We start from the raw sequence: 21,316 nt of genomic DNA, 5'->3' as shown, positions 1-21,316 counted from the left end.
GCGCTCCTACTTCGTCGCCGCAGCACGGCTGCGGATGTAGTGGTTGAACAGCACCGCGAGCAGCAACATGCCGCCGAGGAAGACGCGGTACCAGTCGGAATCGATATTGGTATACGAAATGCCGATCTGCACGACACCGAAGATCAGTGCACCGAAGCAGGCACCGATGACCGAGCCGAAGCCACCCGTGAGCAGGGTGCCGCCGATGACCACGGCGATGATCGCTTCGAACTCTTTCTGCAGGCCGCGATCGGCCGCGGCGGAGCCGACATCGGCCACCTGCAGCACGCCGAACAGGCAGGCGCAGAAAGCGGTGAGGACGAACAGGGAGATCTTCACGCGGCGCACCGGCACACCGACGTTCTTCGCAGCGTTGGAGTCACCACCGACGGTGTAGATCCAGTTACCGAAACGCGTACGGGCAAGGACGAAGCCGGCAGCGAGCGCCATGACGATCCACCACACCAGCACCTTGGGCAGGCCGCCGACGACGGGATCGCCGCTGGGTAGCTTGGTGATCAGGTCCATGCTGGCCAGGCCATTGAACAGCCAATGGAAGGTGGTGCCCTGGAACAAGGCGGAGATAACGGGGTCGTCGGTGAACTTGTCGCCGATGCCGCTGACGATGGTGCTGTTGGCGAAGCTGGTCGAGAGCACCAGCGTCAGGCCGCGCAGGATGAACATGAAGGCCAATGTCACGATGAACGACGGCAGCTTGGTGCGTACCACCAGGTAGCCATTGAGTGCGCCCAGCGCCATGGAGCCGACGAAGGCGAAGATCACCGCGGCCCACAGGGGCCAGCCGAGGTACATGGGGGGAATGGCGACCATGACACCGGCGAATCCGATCATCGAACCCATCGACAGATCGAATTCGCCGGCAATCATGAGGAGGCAGGCGCCCACGGCGATGATGCCGAGGTAGCCGGCCACCTGGGCCCAGTTGATGATGCCATCGAGCGCGAACATGCCCGAGCCGCCGGCGAAGATGCCGAAGAAGGCGAAGACGAGCACCGTGCCCGCGATGGACCCGAGTTCGGGCCGGTCGAGCAGGATGCGCCACGGTGACAGCTTGCGTACGCGTTCGTCCGTGGGTTTCGTTTCAGTCATGTTGGTAACGCTCTGGTTGATGGCACTCATGGCTCTTGGTCCTTCCTGTCGCTTAGCGGTACGTGCCGGCGTATTTCTCGACCGTCGCCACGTTGTCCTTGGTGACGAACGCGGGACCCGAGCTCACGCCCGTGGCGGTGTAGACCGGATGCAGGTCGTACTGCTTCAGGCGGGCCTGGAACTTCGGGTTGGCCTTCAGCGTGGCGATGATCTTCGCCGGGTCGTTGGTTTTCTGGTCATGCGCGATCACCAGCGCGGCGACGCCCATGTAGCCCTGCAGGTACGGCTGCTGGTCGATCGCGTACTGGATGGTTCCGGACTTGATGCCGGCGATGATCGCGGGCGACAGATCGAAGGTGCCAAAGTTGATCTTTCCGACCAGATGCATGTCGTTGACGACCTTGATGGTCGGTTCGGCAGCATTCGGGCCGAGGGCCAGGATCGCCTGGGTCTTCGGGTTGCTGCGCAGGTACGCGCTGACCTTGCTGGCGACGACGGTCGGATCCATGCCGGTATCGATCATGGAGGTCTTGCGCCAGTCCTTCACACCGATCGCATCGGCGAAGCCCTGGCAGCGCTCGAACGAGGCATTGTTGGTGGCGTAGTGGTTCACGCAGACGAAGCTGGTGACGCCGGCGGCCTTGGCGCGGTCACCCGCGGCCTTGCCTGCGTCGTACTCGCCCTGGCCGACGTGCATGATCGCCCCGAGCTTCTTGCTCTCGTCCGGCGTGCCCGAGTTGATCGTGACGATGGGAATGCCCTTGGCCGACACCTTGGCGGCCGGAGCCTTGAGCACCGCGAAGCTGGCGATATCGAAGGCGACACCCTGGTAGTTGCGGGCGGCGGCCGATTCCAGCTGGCGGGCCATTTCGCTCAGGTCGCCATTGCCGGAACCGCGGTAGTCGACATCGACCCCGAAGTCTTCACCGGCCTGCTTGATCGAGTTCTTGATGGTGTTCCACCAGGAGTCGGAGTCTGCGGCATGGGTAACCAGGACATAACGGTCGCCCGGGGCCGCCTGGGAGGCGGGGGCAGCGAGGCCGAGGCCGAGGGCAAGGGCTGCAGCCAGAGTGGCGTGAATCAGTTTGGATCGCATAGTGCCTCCACAGGAGACCGGTTCTACCGGCCGGACGGGTGTCGAACGCGACGCGGCGGTTTAACGCCGTTTTTTGCCGAAAGCGGACCGAGCATGGACCTGCCATTCCACGGTTGCAATTTGCATTGCAGCAAAAAAATAAATGGAAAATTCATTCCATCGCGTGCTTCAATGCGCCCGGTCCCCAATGGAGCTCGTGATGGCCAAACGCAGCGAAGCCGATGCCCTCATGCAGCGCATCGCCGAAGAGTTCGAGGCCCTCCCGCGCCAGTTGCAGGGGGTGGCCCGGTACCTTGAGGAACATCGGAGTTCGATCATGGTCCAGCGCGTCGGTGAGATTGCCGAAGGCTGCGGGGTGCATGCGTCGGCGGTGGTCCGCTTCGCCCAGCGCTTTGGCTATTCCGGGTTCACCGAGATGCAGTCGCTGTTCCGCGATGCCTTCACTGCGCAGACCTCGCCGTCGCGCAGCTACCAGCAGCGCATTCGCAGTGTGATCAAGAACAGGGCGTCGGCCATGCCGGCGGTGGAGATCGCCTCGCGCTTCATCGATGCCAGCCGGGCCGGCCTGGACGAACTGGCCGACGAGCTGGACGAGACGCGCTTTCAGAAAGCCGTCGACATGCTCGCCACGGCCGAAAATATTTACGTGATGGGTGTGCGTCGTTCCTTCGCGATCGCCACTTACATCGCCTATGCGCTGCAGCACACGCAGAAGCGCGTCCACCTGATCAACGGCCTGGGTGGCATGTTTCGCGAGCAATTGCGCAGCATGGGCAAAGGCGATGCGCTGATCGCGATCAGTTTTCCGCCCTTCGGGAAAGAAACCTTGTACGCGATGCGCGTCGCGCAACAACACAAGGCTAGTGTGCTTGCCATCACCGAGAGCGATCTCGGCCCGCTAGCCCGCCATTCGGATGTTTTGCTCAAGGTGAAGGAGGGGAGCGCGTTCGCGTTCCGCGGTCTCACCAGCACCATGTGCCTGTGCCAGGCGCTGTTCGTCGCGCTGGCCTACCGGCTCGAACTCACAGTTGAAGAAACCCTTCCCCGAGGAGAATACGATGATTGAAGTTGCCGTTTTTGGTGCCGGTCGCATCGGCAAGATTCACGCAGGCAATGTCGCCCGCCACCCGGAAGCGCACCTGCGTTACGTGGTTGATGTGCACGCGCCCTCGGCGCAGGAACTTGCGGACAAGCATGGCGCGAAGGTCGCCACGGTCGACGAGGCCCTGAACGATCCGGCCGTTGGCGCCGTCGTCATCGGCTCGAGCACCGACACCCACGCCGACCTGATCCATCGCGCCGCCGCCGCGGGCAAGGCGATTTTCTGCGAGAAGCCGGTGGACCTGGACGTGGAGCGCGCCCGTTCCTGCCAGGCCGCCGTGGAGAAAGCCGGCGTGGTCTGCATGATCGCGTTCCAGCGCCGCTTCGATCCCACCTTCTCCGCCTTGAAGAAGCGCCTGGTGGAAGGTGAGGTCGGCATGCCGGAAATCCTGATCGTCACCAGCCGCGACCCCGGCGCGCCGCCGGTCAGTTACATCAAGAGCTCGGGCGGCATCTTCAAGGACATGCTGATCCACGACTTCGACATCTTCCGTTGGATCCTCGACGACGAAGCCGTCAGCGTGCATGCCACCGGTAGCTGCCTCACCGATCCGGCGATCGAAGCCGCGGGTGATATCGATACGACCGCGGTGACCATCCGCACGAAGAGCGGCAAGCTCTGCCAGATCAATACCTCGCGCCGCGCGGCCTACGGCTACGACCAGCGCTTCGAAGTGCTCGGCAGCAAGGGCATGCTCCAGGCAGGCAATGTCGCGCCTACCCAGGTCGTGTCGCATACGTCGAAGAACATCGCCCACGATCTCCCGGAACATTTCTTCCTCGAGCGTTATCGCGAAGCGTATGCCGCGGAAATTGCCCATTTCTTCGATGCATTGGTCGCGGGCACTCCCGTGCGCACCACCATCGCCGATGGCATCAAGGCGCTCGAACTGGCCGAGGCTGCCGCCCGCTCCTGGCGTGAAGGCCAGGCCGTGGCCGTGAACATCTGACCCGGAGCATCATCCATGACTTCCCTACGCATCGGCCTGGCCGGCCTCGGCCGGCTCGGCCAGCGTTACGCTGAAAATCTCGCCCGCGCGATACCGCGGGCGGAACTGGCTGCCGTGTGCAGCCCCGTCGAGAGTGAGCGCGCCTGGGCGCGCGACACGCTCGGCGTGTCCACCATCTACACCTCGTACGAGGAGATGCTGGCGGATCCCTCGCTGGATGCGATCTTTCTGGTGACGCCGACCTCGTTGCATGCGGCGCAGATTGAAGCCGCGCTCGATGCAGGCAAGCATGTGTTCTGTGAGAAGCCGTTGTCGCTTGAACTGGAAGACTGCCGCCATGCCGCTGCGCATGCGGCGAAGGCCGGCAAGCGCGCGATGGTCGGTTTCGTCCGTCGCTTTGACGAAAGCTACCGGCATGCGTTCCAGCACATCGAGGCGGGTGGTATCGGCCGCCCGTTCCTGGTGTATTCGCAGACCACGGACCTTGCTGATCCCAGTGGTGCATTCCTCAAGTTCGCACCGACCAGCGGTGGCATCTTCCTCGACTGCAGCGTGCACGATGTGGATCTTGCGCGCTGGCTGCTCGGCAGGCCGAAGGCGAAGAAGGTCTATTCGGCGGGCACGGTGGCGATGTATCCGCCGCTCGAAGCCCTGGGCGATGTGGACAACGGTATTGCCATCGTCGAGTTCGAAGGCGGCCGCATGGCGATGTTCTATGCCTCGCGCACGCAGGCACACGGGCATGACACGCACACCGACATCACGGGTACGGCGGGGCGCGTCAGCGTTGGCCGCAATCCGCGTGTCGATCGCGTGGAGATTGCCGATGCCAATGGCGTGCGCAATACCGTCCTTCCGTCGTTTTACGAGCGATTCGCCCCGGCGTTCGTGACCCAGGCGAAGCACTTCGTGGATGCGGTGCTGGATGACACGCCATTCGAGCTGACGATGGACGACGCGGTGGAGGCGACGCGGATTGCGATTGCGTTGCGGGAATCGTTGCAGAGCGGGCAGCCGGTTTTGTTGGACTCATGAAAATCCCTTCATAAACCGCGAATGACGCACCGCAGCAAGCCCACGGTATAATCCCACGGCCATGTCCTTACCTCCCCTAGTTCCCACCCGCGGCCGGCGCTTCGCCGTGACCGCGCGCATCCTTTCCTCGGTCGTCTTCTCCTTCGTCTGTTACCTCTGCATCGGCATTCCGCTGGCCGTGCTACCGGGGTTCGCACACCTGGATCTGGGCTATTCCACGATCGTCGCAGGGCTTGCCGTGAGTGCGCAGTATCTTGCGACCCTGCTCAGCCGGCCTCACGCCGGGCGCATGGCGGACGCCATGGGGCCAAAGCGGACGGTGGTCGCCGGCCTCGTGGTGCTGGCGATTTCCGGTCTGTTCCTGGCCCTCGGTGCCATCGTCCCGAAAATGCCGGGCCTGTCGCTCACCCTCATCCTGCTCAGCCGTCTCGGCCTGGGTTTCGCCGAAAGCTGGGTCAGCACCGGCTCGATCACCTGGGGCATTGGCGGCATCGGCGGTGAGCACACGGCGCGGGTGATCTCCTGGAACGGCATCGCTACCTACGGCGGCATCGCGGTCGGCGCGCCGCTGGGCGTGATGCTGGCGCGGGACCACGGATTCATTTCGCTGGGCATCCTCACCTTCGTGCTCGGCCTCGTTGCGCTGCCTTTGGCATTGATGAAGGCGCGGGTCGCGCCCAGCCATGGCGAACGCCTGCCGTTCAAGAGCGTGCTCACGCGTGTCATGCCGTACGGCATTGGCCTGGCGTTGGGCTCGATCGGCTTCGGTTCGTTGTCGACCTTCGTGGCCCTGTACTACGCCAGCCGTGACTGGTCGGATGCGGCACTCTCGCTCTCGGTGTTCGGTGGCTGCTTCATCGGCATTCGCCTGATCTTCGGTAATGCGATCGACCGGTTCGGCGGCTATCGCGTGGCCATCGTCTCGCTGGTGGTCGAATGCCTGGGCCTGATCCTGCTCTGGCTGGGGACGACGCCGCACGCTGCTCTTGCTGGCGCCGCGTTGACCGGGTCGGGCTTTGCCCTCGTGTTTCCCGCACTGGGCGTGGAAGCGGTCAGCCGGGTCAGTACACATAACCGTGGCGCGGCACTCGGCGCGTATTCGGTCTTCCTGGACGTCGCGCTCGGCCTGACCGGCCCGGTAGGCGGCTGGATCGCAGGCTTGTACGACTACCCGGCAATCTTCCTGGCCGCCGGCTTTACCTCGCTCGCCGCGGCGATCCTCTCGGTGTCGCTGTACCTGCGTTTCGGCCGCGATGCGCCGCCGCGCGATCAAAGGGCCGACGCACGGGCATAATGCCGGTCTGATCCCTGACGAGTTTTCTTCATGCCGTACGATCGCAGCTGGATGGACTTTGGCGTTCTCGGTGCCCTCGAATCGGGTGGCATCGCGCTGCTGGTCGGGATCGTTGTCTACCTTCTGCTCCATGCCTTCGTCGGCAAGAGCAACGGCTGGAGCGATGGCAAGGAGATCTCCATCGCCTTCGTCATCTCGGTCGCCATCGGTGGCGGCCAGGACATGTGGGACCTGCTCTACTTCACCATGGCGCCGTTGCAGTCGCTGACGCTGCTGCAGCTGAAGCTGGCCGCGGTGCACGATCCTGACGCCATCGGCCTGCGCGTGTTCTTCGATATCGTCGGCGCGTTGATCGGCGCCTGCCTTGGTTGGGCGATGTTCTCGGGTGGGATGAAGCGCCTGCTGGCGGGCATGCGTTCGCAATAACGCATTGGCTTTGGCTTTGTGTGGGAGCCGCTTCAGCGGCGATTGGGTGCTTGCGGCAACCTGGCCCGCTGCCGCGGGATCGCCGATGAATCGGCTCCCACAAGTAAAGCCGGCTCCCACAAGTAAAGCCGGCTCCCACAAGTAAAGCCGGCTCCCACAAGTAACGCCGGCTCCCACAAGTAACGCCGCTTCAGGTTTTGTGGCTGAACATCCACTCCCACAAATCCGGCGTCGCATACGCCTTCTCCCACGAGCCGTGATTCACGCCTGGGAACTCGGTGTACTTCACTTCCGCTTTGCGCGCGAGCAGCGCTGCGTTCATACGGCGCGACTGTTCGGTCGGCACCACATTGTCGTCGCCGCCGTGGAATATCCACACCGGGAGCTTGCCGATCTTCTTCGCCACCCAGTCGTAGGCGTCGCTGCCTTTCGGTACGCCGTGGACATAGAGGTTGCGACCATCGCCCGGTAGCGGCTCGACACCGCCGCAGATGATGGCGGCGGCGGCGAACATCCCCGTATGGTCGGCAGCGATCTGCCACGAGCCGAAACCGCCCATGGACAAGCCGGTGAGGTAGAGGCGCTTACGGTCGCCGTGGAATTCCTTCACGCTTTTCTCGAGCGCGGCCAGCGCCATGTCCGCGTCGGCCTTGTCCGTCCACTCGGTGTCGTTCGGCGCCTGCGGGATGACCACGACGGCGGGGAAGTCGGTGTGCTGTTTCAGCCATGGCGGCAAACCCTGCGACAGCTGCGCCTGGTTGTCATCGCCGCGCTCGCCGCTGCCGTGAAGAAACATGACGACGGCAGGATGCTTGCCTTCCACATCTGCGGGGACGAACACCTGGTAGCGGTAGGTCTTGCCGTAGAGGTCGACGCTGCGCTCGACGAACTGCGCTGGTGCGGCGGACGCGGCGCCGGCCGTGGCCATGGCGGTGAGGAAGGCGAGGGTGCGAAGCATGTCAGGTGTCCTGATCTGGTTGCGGTTCGATGTTTGGCTATTGTGGGAGCATCACAACACCGGGTCGAAGAGGCGCGCTACATGTAGCGCGACGCGTTGCAGGTAGGCGAGGCGCTTGTAGTCGTTTTCGTTGACCTCTTCGGACTGCGCGAAGTCGTGGATCAGCATGGTTTCCACCTCGCCGGCGAACGTCGTGTCCACGTTCAACGCGGTGATTTCGAAGTTAAGCCGGAAACTGCGGTTGTCCATGTTCATGCTGCCGACCACGGCGGTGTCGTCGTCCACCAGCATCACTTTCTGGTGGATGAAGCCAGGCTGGTAACGGAACATGCGGATGCCGGCCATCGTGGCTTCGTGCGCGTACAGCGTGGAGGCCATGAACACCGTGCGGTGGTCCGGGCGGCAGGGAATGAGGATGCGTACGTCCACGCCGCGGAACACGGCCAGGCGCAAGGCGCCGAACACGGCCTGGTCGGGAACGAAGTAAGGCGTGGTGATCCAGACACGCTGCTTCGCCGCGTGGATCGCCTGGGTGAAGAACAGCGAACAGCTTTCCTGGCGGTCTGCGGGGCCGGTGGCGACGATCATCGTATTCGCGCGACCACAGCGCTCCGGCGGTGGCGACGAGGGCGGGCGTTCACCGGTGACCCAGTACCAGTCCTCGGCGAAAACGCGTTGCAGGTCTGCCACGGCAGGGCCTTCGATTTCCATATGTGTGTCGCGCCATGGCGACAGGGGTGGCATCGAACCAAGGTATTCGTCGCCGGCATTGAGGCCGCCGACGAAGCCGCGTATGCCGTCAACCACGAGCACCTTCCGGTGGTTCCGGAAGTTGAGCTGGAATCGGTTGCGCCAGCGCCGCGTGGCGAACCGGTGCGCGGTGACGCCACCACGGCGCAGCGATTCGACATAGCTGGCGGGGAGGTCGTGGCTGCCGATGCCGTCATACAAAAGGCAGACTTCGACGCCAGCTGCCGCCCGCTCGACCAGCGCATCGCGCAGGCGCCGGCCAAGCACGTCGTCGTGGATGATGAAGAACTGCACGAGCACGTAATGCTCGGCGCGTGCGATCGCCGCGAACATCGCCTTGAACGCATCCTCGCCGTCGATATGCAGCGACAGGCCGTTGCCGCCATGCATCGCCGTCTTCAGCATGTTGCCGATGGCTTCGTAGCGTTCGTCGTTGACGGGGGTGGTGACCGGGAGCAATCCGGGGTGAGCCGGATGCGGGGTCTCTTCGTGGAGCAGGAAGAACCGGGCCTGGCGCTGCCGGTGCAGATCCACATAGCCGCCGAAGTGGCTGGCGCCCAGGAAGAAGTACGGGACCAGGGTCACATACGGCAGGAAGACCAGACCGAGCACCCAGGCGAAGGCGCCCTGGGCCGTACGCGTATGCATGACCGCGTGCATGGCGGCGAAGATGCCGGCCACGTGGAGGGCCAGCGCGGCGATGGCGATCATTGACCCGATCATGGGCTACCCACCCCGATCTTCAATCCTGCGGCAAGAGTCTTTGTCGCGTGCGGGAGTATGTACATAGGGGCCTGGGGCGGACAATCCACGTTATCGCTTTCCAACGAGCCTAACCCATGAACACCTCTCCGTCCCGCCTGCCCTTGCTGGCACTGGCAGTAGCCGCGTTCGCGATCGGTACGACCGAGTTCGTGATCATGGGCCTGCTGCCGGAAGTCGCCTCCGACCTCAAGGTAAGCATCCCCTCCGCGGGCATGCTCGTGTCCGGCTACGCCCTGGGCGTAGCCGTCGGTGCGCCCCTGCTTGCAGCCTTCACCGCGAAGATGGAGCGCAAGCACGCGCTCTTGCTGCTGATGGGCCTGTTCATCCTGGGCAACGCCTTGTGTGCCATCGCGCCCAATTACGACGTGCTGATGGTGGCGCGCGTGGTGGCGGCCTTCTGTCACGGTTCCTTCTTCGGTATCGGTGCCGTCGTAGCTGCCCATCTCGTGCCGGCCAACCAGCGTGCCCGCGCCATCGCCCTGATGTTCGCCGGCCTGACGCTGGCCAATGTGCTGGGCGTGCCCTTCGGCACCTTCCTTGGTCAGTGGGCGGGCTGGCGCTCAACGTTCTGGGCTGTGACGGCGCTGGGTGTGATCGCCGCGCTGGGCGTGTATCGCTTCGTTCCCACGCTGCCCGACCTGAAGGCACCGGACATGCGTCGCGAACTGCGTGTGCTGCGCGAACCGCAGGCCCTGATCGCGCTGGGTATGACCGTACTGGGCTTTGGTGGCGTGTTCACCGTGTTTACCTATATCGCGCCGATCTTGCAGGAGCAGTCGCATGTCAGCCCGCACTGGACCGGCGCCGTTCTCGTCCTGTTCGGCCTGGGCACCACCATCGGCAACATGCTCGGTGGCCGCCTGGCGGACTGGAAGCTGATGCCGTCGCTGATGGGCATCCTGGTCGTGCTGACCGCCTTGCTGGTCGCCTTTGCCTGGACGATGCACTCGACGGTCGCCTCCATCGTCACCGTGTTCCTGTGGGGCATCGCCGCTTTCGCCACGATCGCCCCGCTGCAGTCGCGTGTGGTGCATGTCGCAGGTGACGCACCGAACCTGGCGTCCACGCTGAACATCGCCGCCTTCAACCTCGGCAACGCCGGCGGTGCATGGCTTGGCGGCGCCGTTCTGGCCGCCGGCTATTCGATGCCGACGGTGAGCCTGACCGGTGCCGCGGTCACGGTGGCGGGCCTCCTTGCTACGATGGCCAGTGTTGCGCTCGAACGCCGCCGCCCCGTGCATGCGGTGGCCGAAGGCGCCTGACTTCCAGGAGAGCTCGAATGAAAGCTATCGCCTACCGCAAACCGCTTCCCATCGCCGATTCAAACAGCCTGCTCGACATCGAACTGCCCAAGCCTGAAGCGCACGGCCGCGACCTGCTGGTCCAGGTCGAGGCGATCTCGGTGAATCCGGTCGATACCAAGATTCGCAAGAACACCGATCCGGAAGGTGTCGACAAGGTGCTCGGCTGGGACGTCGCGGGTACGGTGGTCGCCGTCGGCCCCGAAGTCCGTCGCTTCAAGGTGGGTGACGCCGTGTGGTACGCCGGAGCGCTGGATCGGCCCGGTGCCAACAGTGAGTTCCACGTGGTCGACGAGCGCCTTGTCGGACGCAAGCCCTCCACCTTGAGCATGGCCGAGGCCGCCGCGCTGCCGCTGACGACCGTGACGGCGTGGGAGCTGATGTTCGAGCGGATGGGTATTCCGCACGGCACGCAGGGGCGTCCGGCGACGTTGCTGGTGGTCGGTGCCGCCGGTGGCGTGGGCTCGATTGCCGTGCAGCTGGCGCGCAAGCTGACGGGCATCACCGTGATCGGCACCGCGTCGCGTCCGGAAACCCGTGAGTGGGTGGAAGCGATGGGCGCGCACCATGTGGTCGACCACTCGAAGTCGCTGGTCGATGAAGTGCGTGCGGTGTCCCCCGATGGCGTGGATTACGTGCTGGGCCTGACGCGCACGGAAGATCATTTCCCCGCGCTGGTCGAGCTGCTCAAACCGCACGGCAAGTTCGGCCTGATTGACGATCCCGCCGAGCCGATCGACATCCGCCTGATGAAGCGCAAAAGCCTCTCGCTGCACTGGGAGCTGATGTACACGCGCTCGCTGTTCCACACCGATGACATGGGCGAGCAGGGTCGCATTCTCGACGAAGCGGCCAACCTCGTGGACGCGGGCGTTCTCCGCACCACCATGCGCGAGAACGTCGGCGGCATAAACGCAGCCAACCTGCGCAAGGCGCACACCATGCTCGAGAGTGGAAAGACGATCGGCAAGGTCGTCCTCGCAGGGTTTGCCTGAGAGGCGACCCGTCTCTGGCGCCGGGTTAGCGCGCGTGCGCTCGCTCGGCGCTTTCGGCCATGAGCATGTTGGCGACGCTCTGTGCCTGTTTGCGGATTTCCGGAATCGCGGTGGATTCCCACAGCGCGCCGCGAAGCAGGCTGCCGATCGCAAACAGGTTCGACCGTGGCCGGCCGTTGCCGTCGAGCAGATGGCCGTCCGCCAGGGCGGCAAAGCCCAGGCCGAGCGGATCGGGTTTCACCAGGCCGTCGATGACAAGTTGGCGGACCAGGCGATGCTCGGTGCGCAACGTGTCGGTGTTGAGGCCAACGGTCTGGATCACGATATCGTAGGACTCGACGGCGTCGCCGCCACCCGGAAGGGCGCGTCGCACGTCCAGCGCTCCCTCGACCGATAGCGACACGCCACGCATGCGTCCACGACCACGCGTCAGGCGGCCGGCTTTCTCGAGCGCGGCGATGGAGGCGGCGACCTGCGGCGGCATGCGGTGGCGCGCGCGTTCCCACGCCCAGCGAACGTGACGCAGGAAACGCGCGCGTTCGGCCTGCGGCAGCTCGGCCCAGAGCGATTGTGTATGCGGACGCAGGCCGTCGACCAGCGTTCTCCAGTCGTCGGCTTGTGCCGCGGCGTCGCGCAGGCTGTGCATCCACGCACGGATGTTCGGATCGTCGCGCATGGTCTCGACGAGGTCCCCGTCGTTGGTGCCGGGAGCGGACGCAGAGGCGAGGTGGGGCTCCGGCAGCTTGCCGTGACGCGAGAGCGCAGTGAAGCTGGCGTTGGGCCAGCGCGTGGACAGCTCGAGCACCACATCGACCGCCGTAAGGCCCAGGCCGATCACCAGCACGCGCAGCGGACGTTCGTCGGCAGGCGCAGAGACGAGGTACGGCCAGGGATCGGTGACATACCGGCCACTGGCGATGGCAGCGTCTTCGACACCCGGCAGGGGACGAGGCGGCAGTGAGCCGATCGCCAGCACGGCCGCTTCCGCGGTCGCCACTTCATCGCCGTAACCAATCGTGATGCCTTCGTTCGAAGGCACCAGGGATTCGGCCATGAAGGGGATGACGTTCACGTCGTGGCCGAAGGACCCGGCGTTCTTGACCGCCTGTTCAACGCGCGATTGCAGGAAATCGCCGTACAGCTTTCGCGGCAGGAAGTCTGAGCCCTTCACGGCCGGGTCCAGCGCCTGCGCGTACTCGAGGAAGCCGCCGGGCTTGCTGACGAACATGCCCATGGAGGCGGCACGCACGTTGAGAAGATGGCGTTCGGAGGGCGTGCCGTACGCAACGCCGCGCCCGGCGCCCGCGGCGCCGGCGTACCAGTTCAGGTGCAACGGCCGGGGCGTACGACGCTCCAGCAATTCGCTCACCAGCGTCGCCGCTGCCGCGCCACCGCCGATGATGGCGACTTTATGAAACATGCTTTGGTCCTTCGCCCTTGGGTTAGGGGTGGAGGGCCGTTAGACCGTCAGGCCGTCAGGCGTCCCGCAATAATCGATTGCCTCGGTCGTGCGATCCAGTGTCCCGAAGGACCGGGCTGCTCGTACGCGAGGTACTGTGCCAGATCGCCACCGTACACGTGAAGCGTGAGCGCCGTGTCGTGGCGCGACAAATTGCGACAGCGATGGGCGTGAGCTTCCGCGGCTTCGAACCACGTCGCGTCGCCCGGGCCGAGCCAGGTACGGCCAGTGCTGCGCAGGGAATGGTCGCTGTCGTCCTTGTCGAAAGACTCCACCTCCAGCGCGCCGGCAATCATGGCTTCCAGACCCCAGAGCCCGCCGTGATCGTGCACGGGCGTGGCATAGCCAGGCGGCCACGCCAGGATCAGGATGCTGACGCCGGGGCGTGCACGCTCGGCGACCATCCAGCGTTCAAAGCCGCGGCGCCGCTCGCGCAATGGCCCAAGTGCTTCAATGATGTCCGCGCTATGGCCATGCAGCACACGACCAATCTCCCGCCCCATCGAGGCGAGGTCAGGGTGCTCCACGTCCGAATGATCGAGCGCGATGTCCCGCAAGGTTTTGAGGATGGAAGAACGCTTGCCCATGGCCCGAGGCCGTCCACATGAATCAACTGGCGGGAAGTGGAGCATGGGACCCGTTAAACCCTCGTAACCCGGAAGGTTGCGATCGGCTTTAAACTTTTCTGGCGCAGGCCGCATCGAACTGTCGGAACCGCCCCCTGGCGGCTGTCGTCCCACGGAGAGTAAAGCCATGATCGTCCTCACCTCGCTCGTCGTCCTTGCCGCGGGTTTCTGGCTGGTCTTCGCGCTGCTCGGCGCAGTGCTGAAGCTGGTGTTCGGCATCATTGGCGGTGTTTTCAGCATCGTTGGCAGCATCGTCGGCGCCATCGTCGGCGGCGTGGTGATGCTGGTAATGGCGCCTGTCGTCGCCCTTGCCCTGCTGCCCGTGCTGCTGCCGGTGGCCTTCCTGGCCTTCATCGTCTGGGCCATCGCGCGGTCGTCGCGCCGCCCGGACGTGGTCGTGATGCCGGCCACCCATCGCTGATCGGGAGGCCCCGGCGCTTGCCGGGGCGTCCTCGGGTCGGCCTTAGATACTTCTCAAGTCGAAGTTCACCGGGATCCGCGCCCAGGCCTGGACCTTCTGCCCATTCACCTGCGCTGGCTGGAAGCGCCACTTCGCCAGCACCTGGTCACGCGCCGCACGGTCGAGCAGGTCGTGCCCGCTGCTGGACTCGATGACGACGTCCAGTGGCTTGCCGGTCTCGTCCACGAGCACCCGCAATGTCACCGTGCCCTGCATGTGGCCGCGAATGGCCTGGGCCGGGTATTTCGGCGCGGGTGCCGCAACGTAGGCCAGCGTGGCTTCGACCGGCGCGGCCTGCACCGATGGCGGGGCGATCGTGTCTGTTACCGGTGCCGGCGGAACCATCGGCGCCGACCCCTCGTCGGTGGCAACCGGTGGCGCGATCACCGGTGGTGCCGCGACATGCTTCTGCGTCACCGTTACCGGCGGCGTCTTTGGCACGATGCGTTGCAGCTCGATCGGCGGTGGCGGCTTGACCGGCGGCGGCGGTTCGAGGAACTGGATGACGAACGGTTGGCGCGACGGCGGTGCGTCGACCATGTGAGCGACCATGGGTCGCATGACGGCGATGAGCGCGGCGGCGTTAAGCGCAATGGCCGCACTCATGGCGACGATGCGGACGGTATCCGGGTGAATCCCGGCCAGGGACTGCGGACGAGCGAACGACATGAGCCACCTCCTGCAACGTGGGGGAAGGTAAGGCATGGTCGGGAACACGGCCGGTGGGGACCGGCGGGGATCGTGTTCAGGTCCGGTTGCAGAGTAGGCAGGGTTCGAAGGAACTTGCAAGAGCCGTCCAGACGTCTCGAAAACACCATGTGGGAGCCGCTTCAGCGGCGATGGCCCGTGTGAGCCGCACACTTGGTCGTCTCGCGCAGAGACCTTGGCGCCCACCCTCGCTGCTCAGACAGTCCTCCGCGTTCGAAAAGGAAAGCCGCTCCGCGGCCATGTTCTTATTGGCCTACGGCCGCTCCACTTGTCCGGAACTCGCATCGAGGGTGGACACCAAGGTCTCTCACGACGATACGGTCAGCTGGAGGGAGAGCCAGCAGCCGAAGCGGCGTTGCTTCGTCAGCTCGACCTCACGAACCTCAGGGCTGGGGAGAGTCTTCGGTGCCCACCCTCGAGGCGAGTTCCCGACAAGTGGAGCGGCCGTAGGCCAGATGGATACATGAGCCGCGGAGCGGCCTTCCTTTTCGAACGCGGAGGGGTGTCTGAGCAGCGAGGGTGGGCACCGAAGGCTCTGCGCCGCTACGTCCAGGCACCGAAGGTTCTGCGCCGTGACGTCCGGGCCCGCCTCAGTGCGCCACCAGCATTGGCACATCCGACTGCATGAACAGGAACCGTGTCGTTCCACCCAACACCATCTCCGACAACCGTGACCGTCCCCAGGCGCCCATGACGATCAGGTCGGCGTTCTCCTGATGCGCAAGCTCCAGCAACGCGGGCCCCGGTGACGACTGCGCCGCTGCGTCCAGCCGGCGTACCTCGGCCTTGACGCCATGGGTGTCGAGCCAGCCACAGATATCGGTGTCTGGCAGGGCGCAGGTGTCGAGGTCTTCGTCGCGGCTGCCATCGATGACGGTGACGCGAGCGGCCTTGCGCAGCAGGGGAAGGGAAGAACGTACCGCCAGTGCCGACTCGCGGCTGCCGCTCCAGGCCACCAGTACGTGTTCACCGAGGGTCTCCACCGGGGCTGCCTCGGGTACCACCAGAACACCGCGGCTGGCGCCGAAGACCGTGCGCGAGACGACGCCGAAACCGACCGGCGCATCGCCACGCATGGTCGACGAACGTTCCATCACCAGCATGTCGTAGCCGGCCGAAGCGTGGCAGAGCAGGGTGACGGTGTCGCCGTTACCCACGCGCCAGCTGCCCTTGAGCCCTTTGGATTCGAGAAGCTGCGTCCAGTCCGAGCCCACCGCCTTGGCATCCGTCGCGCGCTGGCGCACGGCGTCCAGTTGCATGGGCACCGCTTCCGGCACCGTGAAGGCTGCGGCAGGCAGGTCGACCACGTGCATGGCATCGAGCCTTGCGCCGATGCGCGTCGCGATGGCCAGCGCGGCACGAAGGCCCGCGCCTTGCGGGGGGAGACGACCGATGTGCACGAGCAGTTCGAGTGTCATGGCCCATGGAACAACGCCGGGCGCGCAAGGTCAATGACCGTGTCCGGTGCTTTGGCTCAATTGCGAGTGTTTCGCAACAACCGGTGGCATCGGTTACCCTCGTTTCTTTGCTTTACCGGAATGTCCATGGCCACCGAAATCGCCCAGCCCAGTTATCCCTTCGCTGAGGAAGTCGCCAGCAGTGTCATTCACGGCATCGGCCTGGTACTGAGCATCGCGGGGCTGGCCATCCTCGTCGCCTTCTCGGCGATGTACGGCGGTCCACGGGCCGTGGTTGCCAGTTCGGTGTTCGGCAGCACGCTGATCCTGCTTTACACGGCGTCGACGCTTTACCACTCGATTCCCGGCGTGATGGCCAAGCGCGTGCTTCGCACGCTCGATCACATTGCGATCTTCTTTCTTATCGCCGGCACCTACACGCCATTCACCCTGCTGGCACTGCCGGGAGCGTGGGGATGGGGTCTTTTCACCACCATCTGGAGCCTGGCGATCATCGGCAGCCTGGCTGAACTCGGCATCCTGAAGCGTTATCGCAAGGCTGCCGTGCTGATGTACGTGCTGATGGGCTGGGTGGCCGTGATCGCGATCGAACCACTGCGTGAGCACGTGGAAACCGGTGGCCTGATACTGCTCTTTGGCGGCGGCCTGGCTTACATGGTGGGTGTTCCGTTTTACATGGCGCGCAAGCTGCCGTATCACCATGCGATCTGGCATGTGTTCGTGCTTGCCGGCAGCGTGCTGCATTTCCTGGCGGTGCTGCTTTATGTCATCCCGGACGCACCCGTCCGCTGAGGCCAATAAAGAAATGTGGGAGCCGATTCATCGGCGAAAAGCCAACGGAGCGGTGAAGCCGCAAGGCCTATCGCCGCTGAAGCGGCTCCCACATGGAGCAGCAGAGCATCGCCGATGAATCGGCTCCCACATGGAGCAGCAGAGCATCGCCGCTGAAGCGGCTCCCACAGAAAGCTTGGTAGCCCAGCAAAAAGTCTGGTAGCCCAGGCTTGTCGTCCTAGCCCTTTTTCTTTTCCTGTTCGGGAATGAAGCGGGTGCGTACCGCTTCGGCGAGCAGGTCGGGCGGGAGCAGGCCCTGGGCGATCAGGAAATCGTTGAAGGCCTTGCGGTCGAACTTCTTGCCCAGTCGGGTCTGTGTTTCCGCGCGTAGCTGCAGGATGCGCGTGTAGCCGTAGAAATAGGCCGTGGCCTGGCCCGGGCTGTTGAGGGTGTAGCGGTCCAGTTCCTGCCGGGCCATCGGTTCGGACAGGCCGACGTCGTTGACGAGGATCTCGTGCGCTCGCTCGCGATCGATCAGGCCAAGGTTGAGCATCGGATCGAGGAAAGCGCGCGCGGCACGCAGCAAGCGGAACTGCAGTGCGATGAACTGACCTGCCGGCGGCTCGTACGGCATCATTTCCATTTCGGAATAGAGTGCCCAGCCTTCCACGTTCACGCTGTTGAAAGCGAACAGGCTGCGCGTGAGCGACACACCCTGCTCGACCATCGCGGCGAACTGCAGCTCATGCCCCGGCCGGCCCTCGTGTGCGGTCAACGTCCACGCCGCGGCCTCGAACGTGAAGTCGTCGTACGACTGGGTCTTTTCGCCGCTCGTCGGCGGATTGCCGGTGGTGAGCACGAAGGTGCCGCGCTGGCCCGTGTTGCCGACGAAGGGCGGGGGATCCATGTGGGGCGCCGGTGTGCGCGCGTTCTCCGCCTCGGACGCGAGGCGCATCGCCATCTGGCGCTTCGGCAATTCGACAATGCGCTGCTTGCGGATCGTGTCTTCGATCTTGAGCAACACCGCGTGATAGGTCGGCTCGACCTTTTCCTTGGCGAGCTGTTTCTTTTTCAGTGCCTTGAGCACATCGCGGTAATCGCCTTCCGGCAGGCCTTCGGCTTTGGCGACCACCGGCGCGAGCGCCTGCAGTGCATACGTCGTCTCGGCGAATTCGAGTTCGGCGCGGCCGATCAGGTCACGCGGCGCGATGTCGAGGCCGACCTGCTCGAGGTTGTACGCGTAGAGTGGCTCGGGAAGGCGGAAGTCCGTGCGCGAGCGCGGCAACACCGTGGTCTTCACCCAGGCGTTGTAGTCCTTCAGTTGCTTGTCGAGCTTCGCCATGGCTTCGTCGCTGCCGGCGACTTTCTTCTCGACGAAAAGCTTGCGGATGCCATCGACGTAGCGTTGCGTGTTGCCGAGCTTCTGTTCGACGTCGGCTTTTACCGGGCCGAGCAGTGCTTTGTCGCCAAGCTTCTCGTTGGTCCGGGCGCGTGCGTTGTCGACCAGCGGCGTGCAGCCCGCGGTCATCCCGACGTAGCACTTCAGGCGGCCCAGGGCGGCCTGGTTCTGTTCGGGGGTGCTCTGTTCGTTGAGCAGCGAGAACTCGCCACTGAAAACGATCTGCCCGGCGTCATACCAGGGCAGCAGGTATTTGTCGTTGAGGTCGATACCCTTGATGTTGCCGTCGATCTGCTTGATCAGGATCTGCAGGTCCTGGTGGACGTTGGGATCCTTCTCCTCGGCCAGTCGTTGCGCGTACTTCGCACGGGCGGCCACGAGCGCCTCACGCTGGCGCTTGTCGACATCGGCACCCAGGTCGGCGGTTTTCTCGTCGTAGCCCTTCACGCCGATATCGGTCGCCGATTCCGGGCTGAAACGGGCCGTGATGTCGAGCAGGGCCTGGGCGTCGGCGTTGCTGCGCGCGATCCAGTCGGCTGGCTTGGTGTCCTGTGCGTGGACTACGCCGATGGCCAAGGTGACCGCGGCGGCGAGGGTCAGTCGTCGAAACATGGGTATCTCCCCGTGATGATCCTTCGAGACTAGCCGCTGCACCGGGCCTCCGCCAATGTGCCGATTGGCCCGTCAGCTGAAGAGCAGGGCGACGCCGGCCATGCCGATCATCAGGAACGAAAGCACTACCTTGGCGACGATGCCCAGCAGCATCCCGAACCAGGTGCTGACCCCGACATGGGCCGAGCGCAGGATGCTCTTGCCCGACCAGAGCTCGCCGGCCACGGCACCGGCGAAGGGACCGATGAGCAGGCCGGGAAGGCCGAAGAACATACCGATGGTCGTGCCGATACCGGCGCCCCAGAGCGCCCGGGGGCTGGCACCGATCTTCTTCGCCCCCAGCGACCCGGAAATGAAGTCCACCGCGACACCCAGGGCGGCGACGATGCCGATCGCCACCAGCCAGCCCCAGCCCAGGTGGCGATACTCGTCCACGGCGGCCGCCAGCCAGATGCCGCCGAAGATCATCGGGACACCCGGCAGCACCGGGAGGATCGCACCCGCCAGTCCGCCGACGATCAGGGCGGCGGCGAGCAGGTACAGGAACAGGTCCATCAGCGAAACGCCCCGCGGTACTCTGGCTTCAGGTACGCAAGGAAGGCATCGCTGGGCACGTCCACGGCCTGCGGGCCAGCGGCATACGAGGCCACCTGGTAGGGCGGGAAGATGAAGGTCAGGCCGTGCACCTTGTTGTCCGGTCCGGTGAGCAGGCTGAAGACCCTGAAATGGTCTCTGCCCGGCTCCGTGCCGGCATCGATCTGCTCGCTGTCGGAGGCCAGCGGTTCGTCCTGGTCATCCAGGGCGGTGAGCAGCTGGCGGCGCGCCTCGGCGGCAAAGGCCTTCTCGGCGGCGTGGGGGTCGACGAAAAGCTCACGGATACCGATGACACGACGGCTTTCGACATCGTAGGTGAAGCTGTCCACGATGGCTGCCGGATGCGCCGCGCCGGTGAAGGCGGAGCCATCGACCTGCACGTTGATGAAGCGGTCGGTCCGCGAGGCGACAGCGATGTCGAGGTTCAGGTCCCAGGGCAGCTCGCGGGCGCGTGCACGCGCGCCGGGCGCATCGAGACTGTCCATGAAGGCACGTTTCTGGCGGTCCACGTAGCGGTCGATGGTCGCGCGCAGCGGTTCGACCCTCGACGGCAGGTCGGGCAGCGACAATTCCATCGTATACAGGCCCTGCTGGCCGGATTCGGTATCCTTGTCGACGCTCGCCCGTGCGGGCGGCGGCGAGTCTCCGCCGTTCGTCCGGTCCGTTCCGCCGCGGCAGGCTGCAAGGCCGGCCGTGGCAAAGACCAGCGACAGGATGTGTCGCACCAGCATGTCGGCATTTCCTCCCTGCAAGGCTCGCATCTTAGCGTAGCCGTCCCGCAGCGCAGGTAGCGTCAACGAATCGAAGGAAACGCGTGCACGACACGATGACGGAAATCGTCACCCTACTCAAAGCCGACGAACTCGGCCGCATCGAGCGTGTGGAGCGCCACGGCGTGCTGCTGATCCGTCGCGATATCGCCGCGGCGCGCTGGTGGGCACGCGCTTTCGCGCGGCGTGCCGCCGCACGCGAGGCACGCGCGCTGGCCCGCCTGGAGGGCATCGACGGCGTGCCGCGTCTGCTTGCATGGAATGGTCGTGTGCTCGAGCGCAGCTATATGGCGGGCGAGCCCATGCAGGTGGGCAAGCCGCTGGATCCCGCCTACTACCGCGATGCCTTGCGTCTGCTCGCCCGGCTGCACCGGCGCGGCATCGTGCATAACGATCTTGCCAAGGAACCCAACTGGCTGGTGCGTGAAGACGGTTCGCCCGGCCTGGTGGATTTCCAGATTGCCTGGACACGTGGACCCCGTGGCAGGCTGTTCCGCCTGTTGGCGCGTGAAGACCTGCGCCACCTGCTAAAGCACAAGCGCACGTATGCGCCCGAACGTCTATCCGCGCGTCAGCGGGCGATCCTGTCCGCGCCTGCGCCACATTCCCGACTCTGGCGCGCCACCGGCAAGCGCCTCTACAAGCTCATCGCGCGCCGCATCTTCGGCTACTGGGACAACGAGGGCCAGGGCAGAATCCGCCGCTGAAGCGGCTCCCA

21 protein-coding genes are annotated in these 21,316 nt (G+C 64.9%); 10 read left to right on the top strand and 11 right to left on the bottom strand.

The features are described 5' to 3' along the window. Nucleotides 1-6: 6 nt before the first annotated feature. Both ACVWWJ_RS19820 and ACVWWJ_RS19815 read right to left on the bottom strand, forming a co-directional pair. Entirely contained in the window at nt 7-1,140 is a 1,134-nt protein-coding gene (locus ACVWWJ_RS19820; RefSeq protein ID WP_456969184.1) for an ABC transporter permease, read from the bottom strand. A 22-nt stretch (nt 1,141-1,162) separates the two neighbouring features. After that, complete coding sequence (locus ACVWWJ_RS19815) at nt 1,163-2,206, bottom strand: sugar ABC transporter substrate-binding protein (RefSeq protein ID WP_159891723.1); 1,044 nt, start codon at nt 2,204-2,206, stop codon at nt 1,163-1,165. 199 nt (nt 2,207-2,405) lie between these two features. Between ACVWWJ_RS19815 and ACVWWJ_RS19810 the strand changes: the two genes are divergently transcribed. The 5 genes from ACVWWJ_RS19810 (at nt 2,406) to ACVWWJ_RS19790 (ending at nt 7,012) form a co-directional block, all read left to right on the top strand. Next, nucleotides 2,406-3,272 (top strand): MurR/RpiR family transcriptional regulator, encoded by an 867-nt coding sequence (locus ACVWWJ_RS19810; RefSeq protein WP_159891721.1) that lies wholly within the window; start codon nt 2,406-2,408, stop codon nt 3,270-3,272. Continuing rightward, on the top strand, nt 3,265-4,257 hold the full coding sequence (iolG, locus tag ACVWWJ_RS19805; RefSeq protein ID WP_456969183.1) for an inositol 2-dehydrogenase: 993 nt from the start codon (nt 3,265-3,267) through the stop codon (nt 4,255-4,257). The genes ACVWWJ_RS19810 and iolG overlap by 8 nt, the downstream gene beginning before the upstream one ends. A gap of 15 nt (nt 4,258-4,272) precedes the next feature. Further along, nucleotides 4,273-5,292 (top strand): Gfo/Idh/MocA family oxidoreductase, encoded by a 1,020-nt coding sequence (locus tag ACVWWJ_RS19800; protein WP_159891718.1) that lies wholly within the window; start codon nt 4,273-4,275, stop codon nt 5,290-5,292. Nucleotides 5,293-5,398: 106 nt separating this feature from the next. Continuing rightward, nucleotides 5,399-6,586 (top strand): MFS transporter, encoded by a 1,188-nt coding sequence (locus ACVWWJ_RS19795; protein WP_456969182.1) that lies wholly within the window; start codon nt 5,399-5,401, stop codon nt 6,584-6,586. 30 nt (nt 6,587-6,616) lie between these two features. Beyond that, nucleotides 6,617-7,012: a hypothetical protein gene (locus tag ACVWWJ_RS19790; RefSeq protein ID WP_159891714.1), complete on the top strand. Its 396-nt coding sequence runs from the start codon at nt 6,617-6,619 to the stop codon at nt 7,010-7,012. Nucleotides 7,013-7,202: 190 nt separating this feature from the next. Here ACVWWJ_RS19790 and ACVWWJ_RS19785 read toward each other — a convergent pair whose 3' ends face one another. Together ACVWWJ_RS19785 and cls are read right to left on the bottom strand one after the other, a co-directional pair. Further along, complete coding sequence (locus tag ACVWWJ_RS19785; protein ID WP_456969181.1) at nt 7,203-7,970, bottom strand: carboxylesterase family protein; 768 nt, start codon at nt 7,968-7,970, stop codon at nt 7,203-7,205. 51 nt (nt 7,971-8,021) lie between these two features. Next, nucleotides 8,022-9,431: a cardiolipin synthase gene (gene cls, locus ACVWWJ_RS19780; protein WP_456969180.1), complete on the bottom strand. Its 1,410-nt coding sequence runs from the start codon at nt 9,429-9,431 to the stop codon at nt 8,022-8,024. A 128-nt stretch (nt 9,432-9,559) separates the two neighbouring features. Between cls and ACVWWJ_RS19775 the strand changes: the two genes are divergently transcribed. Both ACVWWJ_RS19775 and ACVWWJ_RS19770 read left to right on the top strand, forming a co-directional pair. Beyond that, nucleotides 9,560-10,747 (top strand): MFS transporter, encoded by a 1,188-nt coding sequence (locus ACVWWJ_RS19775; RefSeq protein ID WP_456969179.1) that lies wholly within the window; start codon nt 9,560-9,562, stop codon nt 10,745-10,747. Between the two features lie 17 nt (nt 10,748-10,764). After that, complete coding sequence (locus tag ACVWWJ_RS19770; protein ID WP_456969178.1) at nt 10,765-11,781, top strand: zinc-binding alcohol dehydrogenase family protein; 1,017 nt, start codon at nt 10,765-10,767, stop codon at nt 11,779-11,781. A gap of 25 nt (nt 11,782-11,806) precedes the next feature. Here ACVWWJ_RS19770 and ACVWWJ_RS19765 read toward each other — a convergent pair whose 3' ends face one another. Further along, entirely contained in the window at nt 11,807-13,201 is a 1,395-nt protein-coding gene (locus tag ACVWWJ_RS19765; protein ID WP_456969177.1) for an FAD/NAD(P)-binding protein, read from the bottom strand. Nucleotides 13,202-13,248: 47 nt separating this feature from the next. Continuing rightward, nucleotides 13,249-13,827: a cysteine dioxygenase gene (locus tag ACVWWJ_RS19760; protein ID WP_159891702.1), complete on the bottom strand. Its 579-nt coding sequence runs from the start codon at nt 13,825-13,827 to the stop codon at nt 13,249-13,251. Between the two features lie 166 nt (nt 13,828-13,993). Between ACVWWJ_RS19760 and ACVWWJ_RS19755 the strand changes: the two genes are divergently transcribed. Next, on the top strand, nt 13,994-14,287 hold the full coding sequence (locus ACVWWJ_RS19755) for a hypothetical protein (RefSeq protein ID WP_159891700.1): 294 nt from the start codon (nt 13,994-13,996) through the stop codon (nt 14,285-14,287). Nucleotides 14,288-14,329: 42 nt separating this feature from the next. Here the strand turns inward: ACVWWJ_RS19755 and ACVWWJ_RS19750 are convergent, their stop codons facing one another. Continuing rightward, nucleotides 14,330-14,995: a TonB family protein gene (locus ACVWWJ_RS19750; RefSeq protein WP_456969176.1), complete on the bottom strand. Its 666-nt coding sequence runs from the start codon at nt 14,993-14,995 to the stop codon at nt 14,330-14,332. Nucleotides 14,996-15,624: 629 nt separating this feature from the next. Next, nucleotides 15,625-16,452 carry a universal stress protein gene (locus tag ACVWWJ_RS19745; RefSeq protein WP_159891698.1) on the bottom strand — a complete coding sequence of 276 codons (828 nt, stop codon included), beginning with the start codon at nt 16,450-16,452 and terminating at the stop codon, nt 15,625-15,627. Nucleotides 16,453-16,572: 120 nt separating this feature from the next. On the opposite strand from ACVWWJ_RS19745, the gene trhA reads away from it, so the two are divergent. After that, the gene (gene trhA, locus ACVWWJ_RS19740; protein ID WP_159891696.1) at nt 16,573-17,244 is read left to right on the top strand and encodes a PAQR family membrane homeostasis protein TrhA; all 672 of its coding nucleotides are present in this window, start codon (nt 16,573-16,575) and stop codon (nt 17,242-17,244) included. Nucleotides 17,245-17,461: 217 nt separating this feature from the next. On the opposite strand, the gene ACVWWJ_RS19735 is transcribed toward trhA, so the two are convergent. The 3 genes from ACVWWJ_RS19735 to ACVWWJ_RS19725 all read right to left on the bottom strand — a co-directional run bounded on the left by ACVWWJ_RS19735 (nt 17,462) and on the right by ACVWWJ_RS19725 (nt 20,559). Beyond that, the gene (locus ACVWWJ_RS19735) at nt 17,462-19,234 is read right to left on the bottom strand and encodes a DUF885 domain-containing protein (RefSeq protein ID WP_456969175.1); all 1,773 of its coding nucleotides are present in this window, start codon (nt 19,232-19,234) and stop codon (nt 17,462-17,464) included. Nucleotides 19,235-19,306: 72 nt separating this feature from the next. Continuing rightward, on the bottom strand, nt 19,307-19,789 hold the full coding sequence (locus ACVWWJ_RS19730; protein ID WP_159891692.1) for a DUF456 domain-containing protein: 483 nt from the start codon (nt 19,787-19,789) through the stop codon (nt 19,307-19,309). Beyond that, the gene (locus ACVWWJ_RS19725) at nt 19,789-20,559 is read right to left on the bottom strand and encodes a DUF3298 domain-containing protein (RefSeq protein WP_456969174.1); all 771 of its coding nucleotides are present in this window, start codon (nt 20,557-20,559) and stop codon (nt 19,789-19,791) included. Before ACVWWJ_RS19725 ends, ACVWWJ_RS19730 begins: the two co-directional genes overlap by 1 nt. A 95-nt stretch (nt 20,560-20,654) precedes the next feature. Here ACVWWJ_RS19725 and ACVWWJ_RS19720 point away from each other — a divergent pair, with 95 nt between their 5' ends. After that, on the top strand, nt 20,655-21,305 hold the full coding sequence (locus ACVWWJ_RS19720; RefSeq protein WP_456969743.1) for an RIO1 family regulatory kinase/ATPase domain-containing protein: 651 nt from the start codon (nt 20,655-20,657) through the stop codon (nt 21,303-21,305). Nucleotides 21,306-21,316 lie beyond the last annotated feature (11 nt).

The sequence above is a fragment of the Luteibacter sp. HA06 genome (genome assembly GCF_054061215.1).
This window is presented reverse-complemented; position numbering and strand designations above follow the sequence as displayed.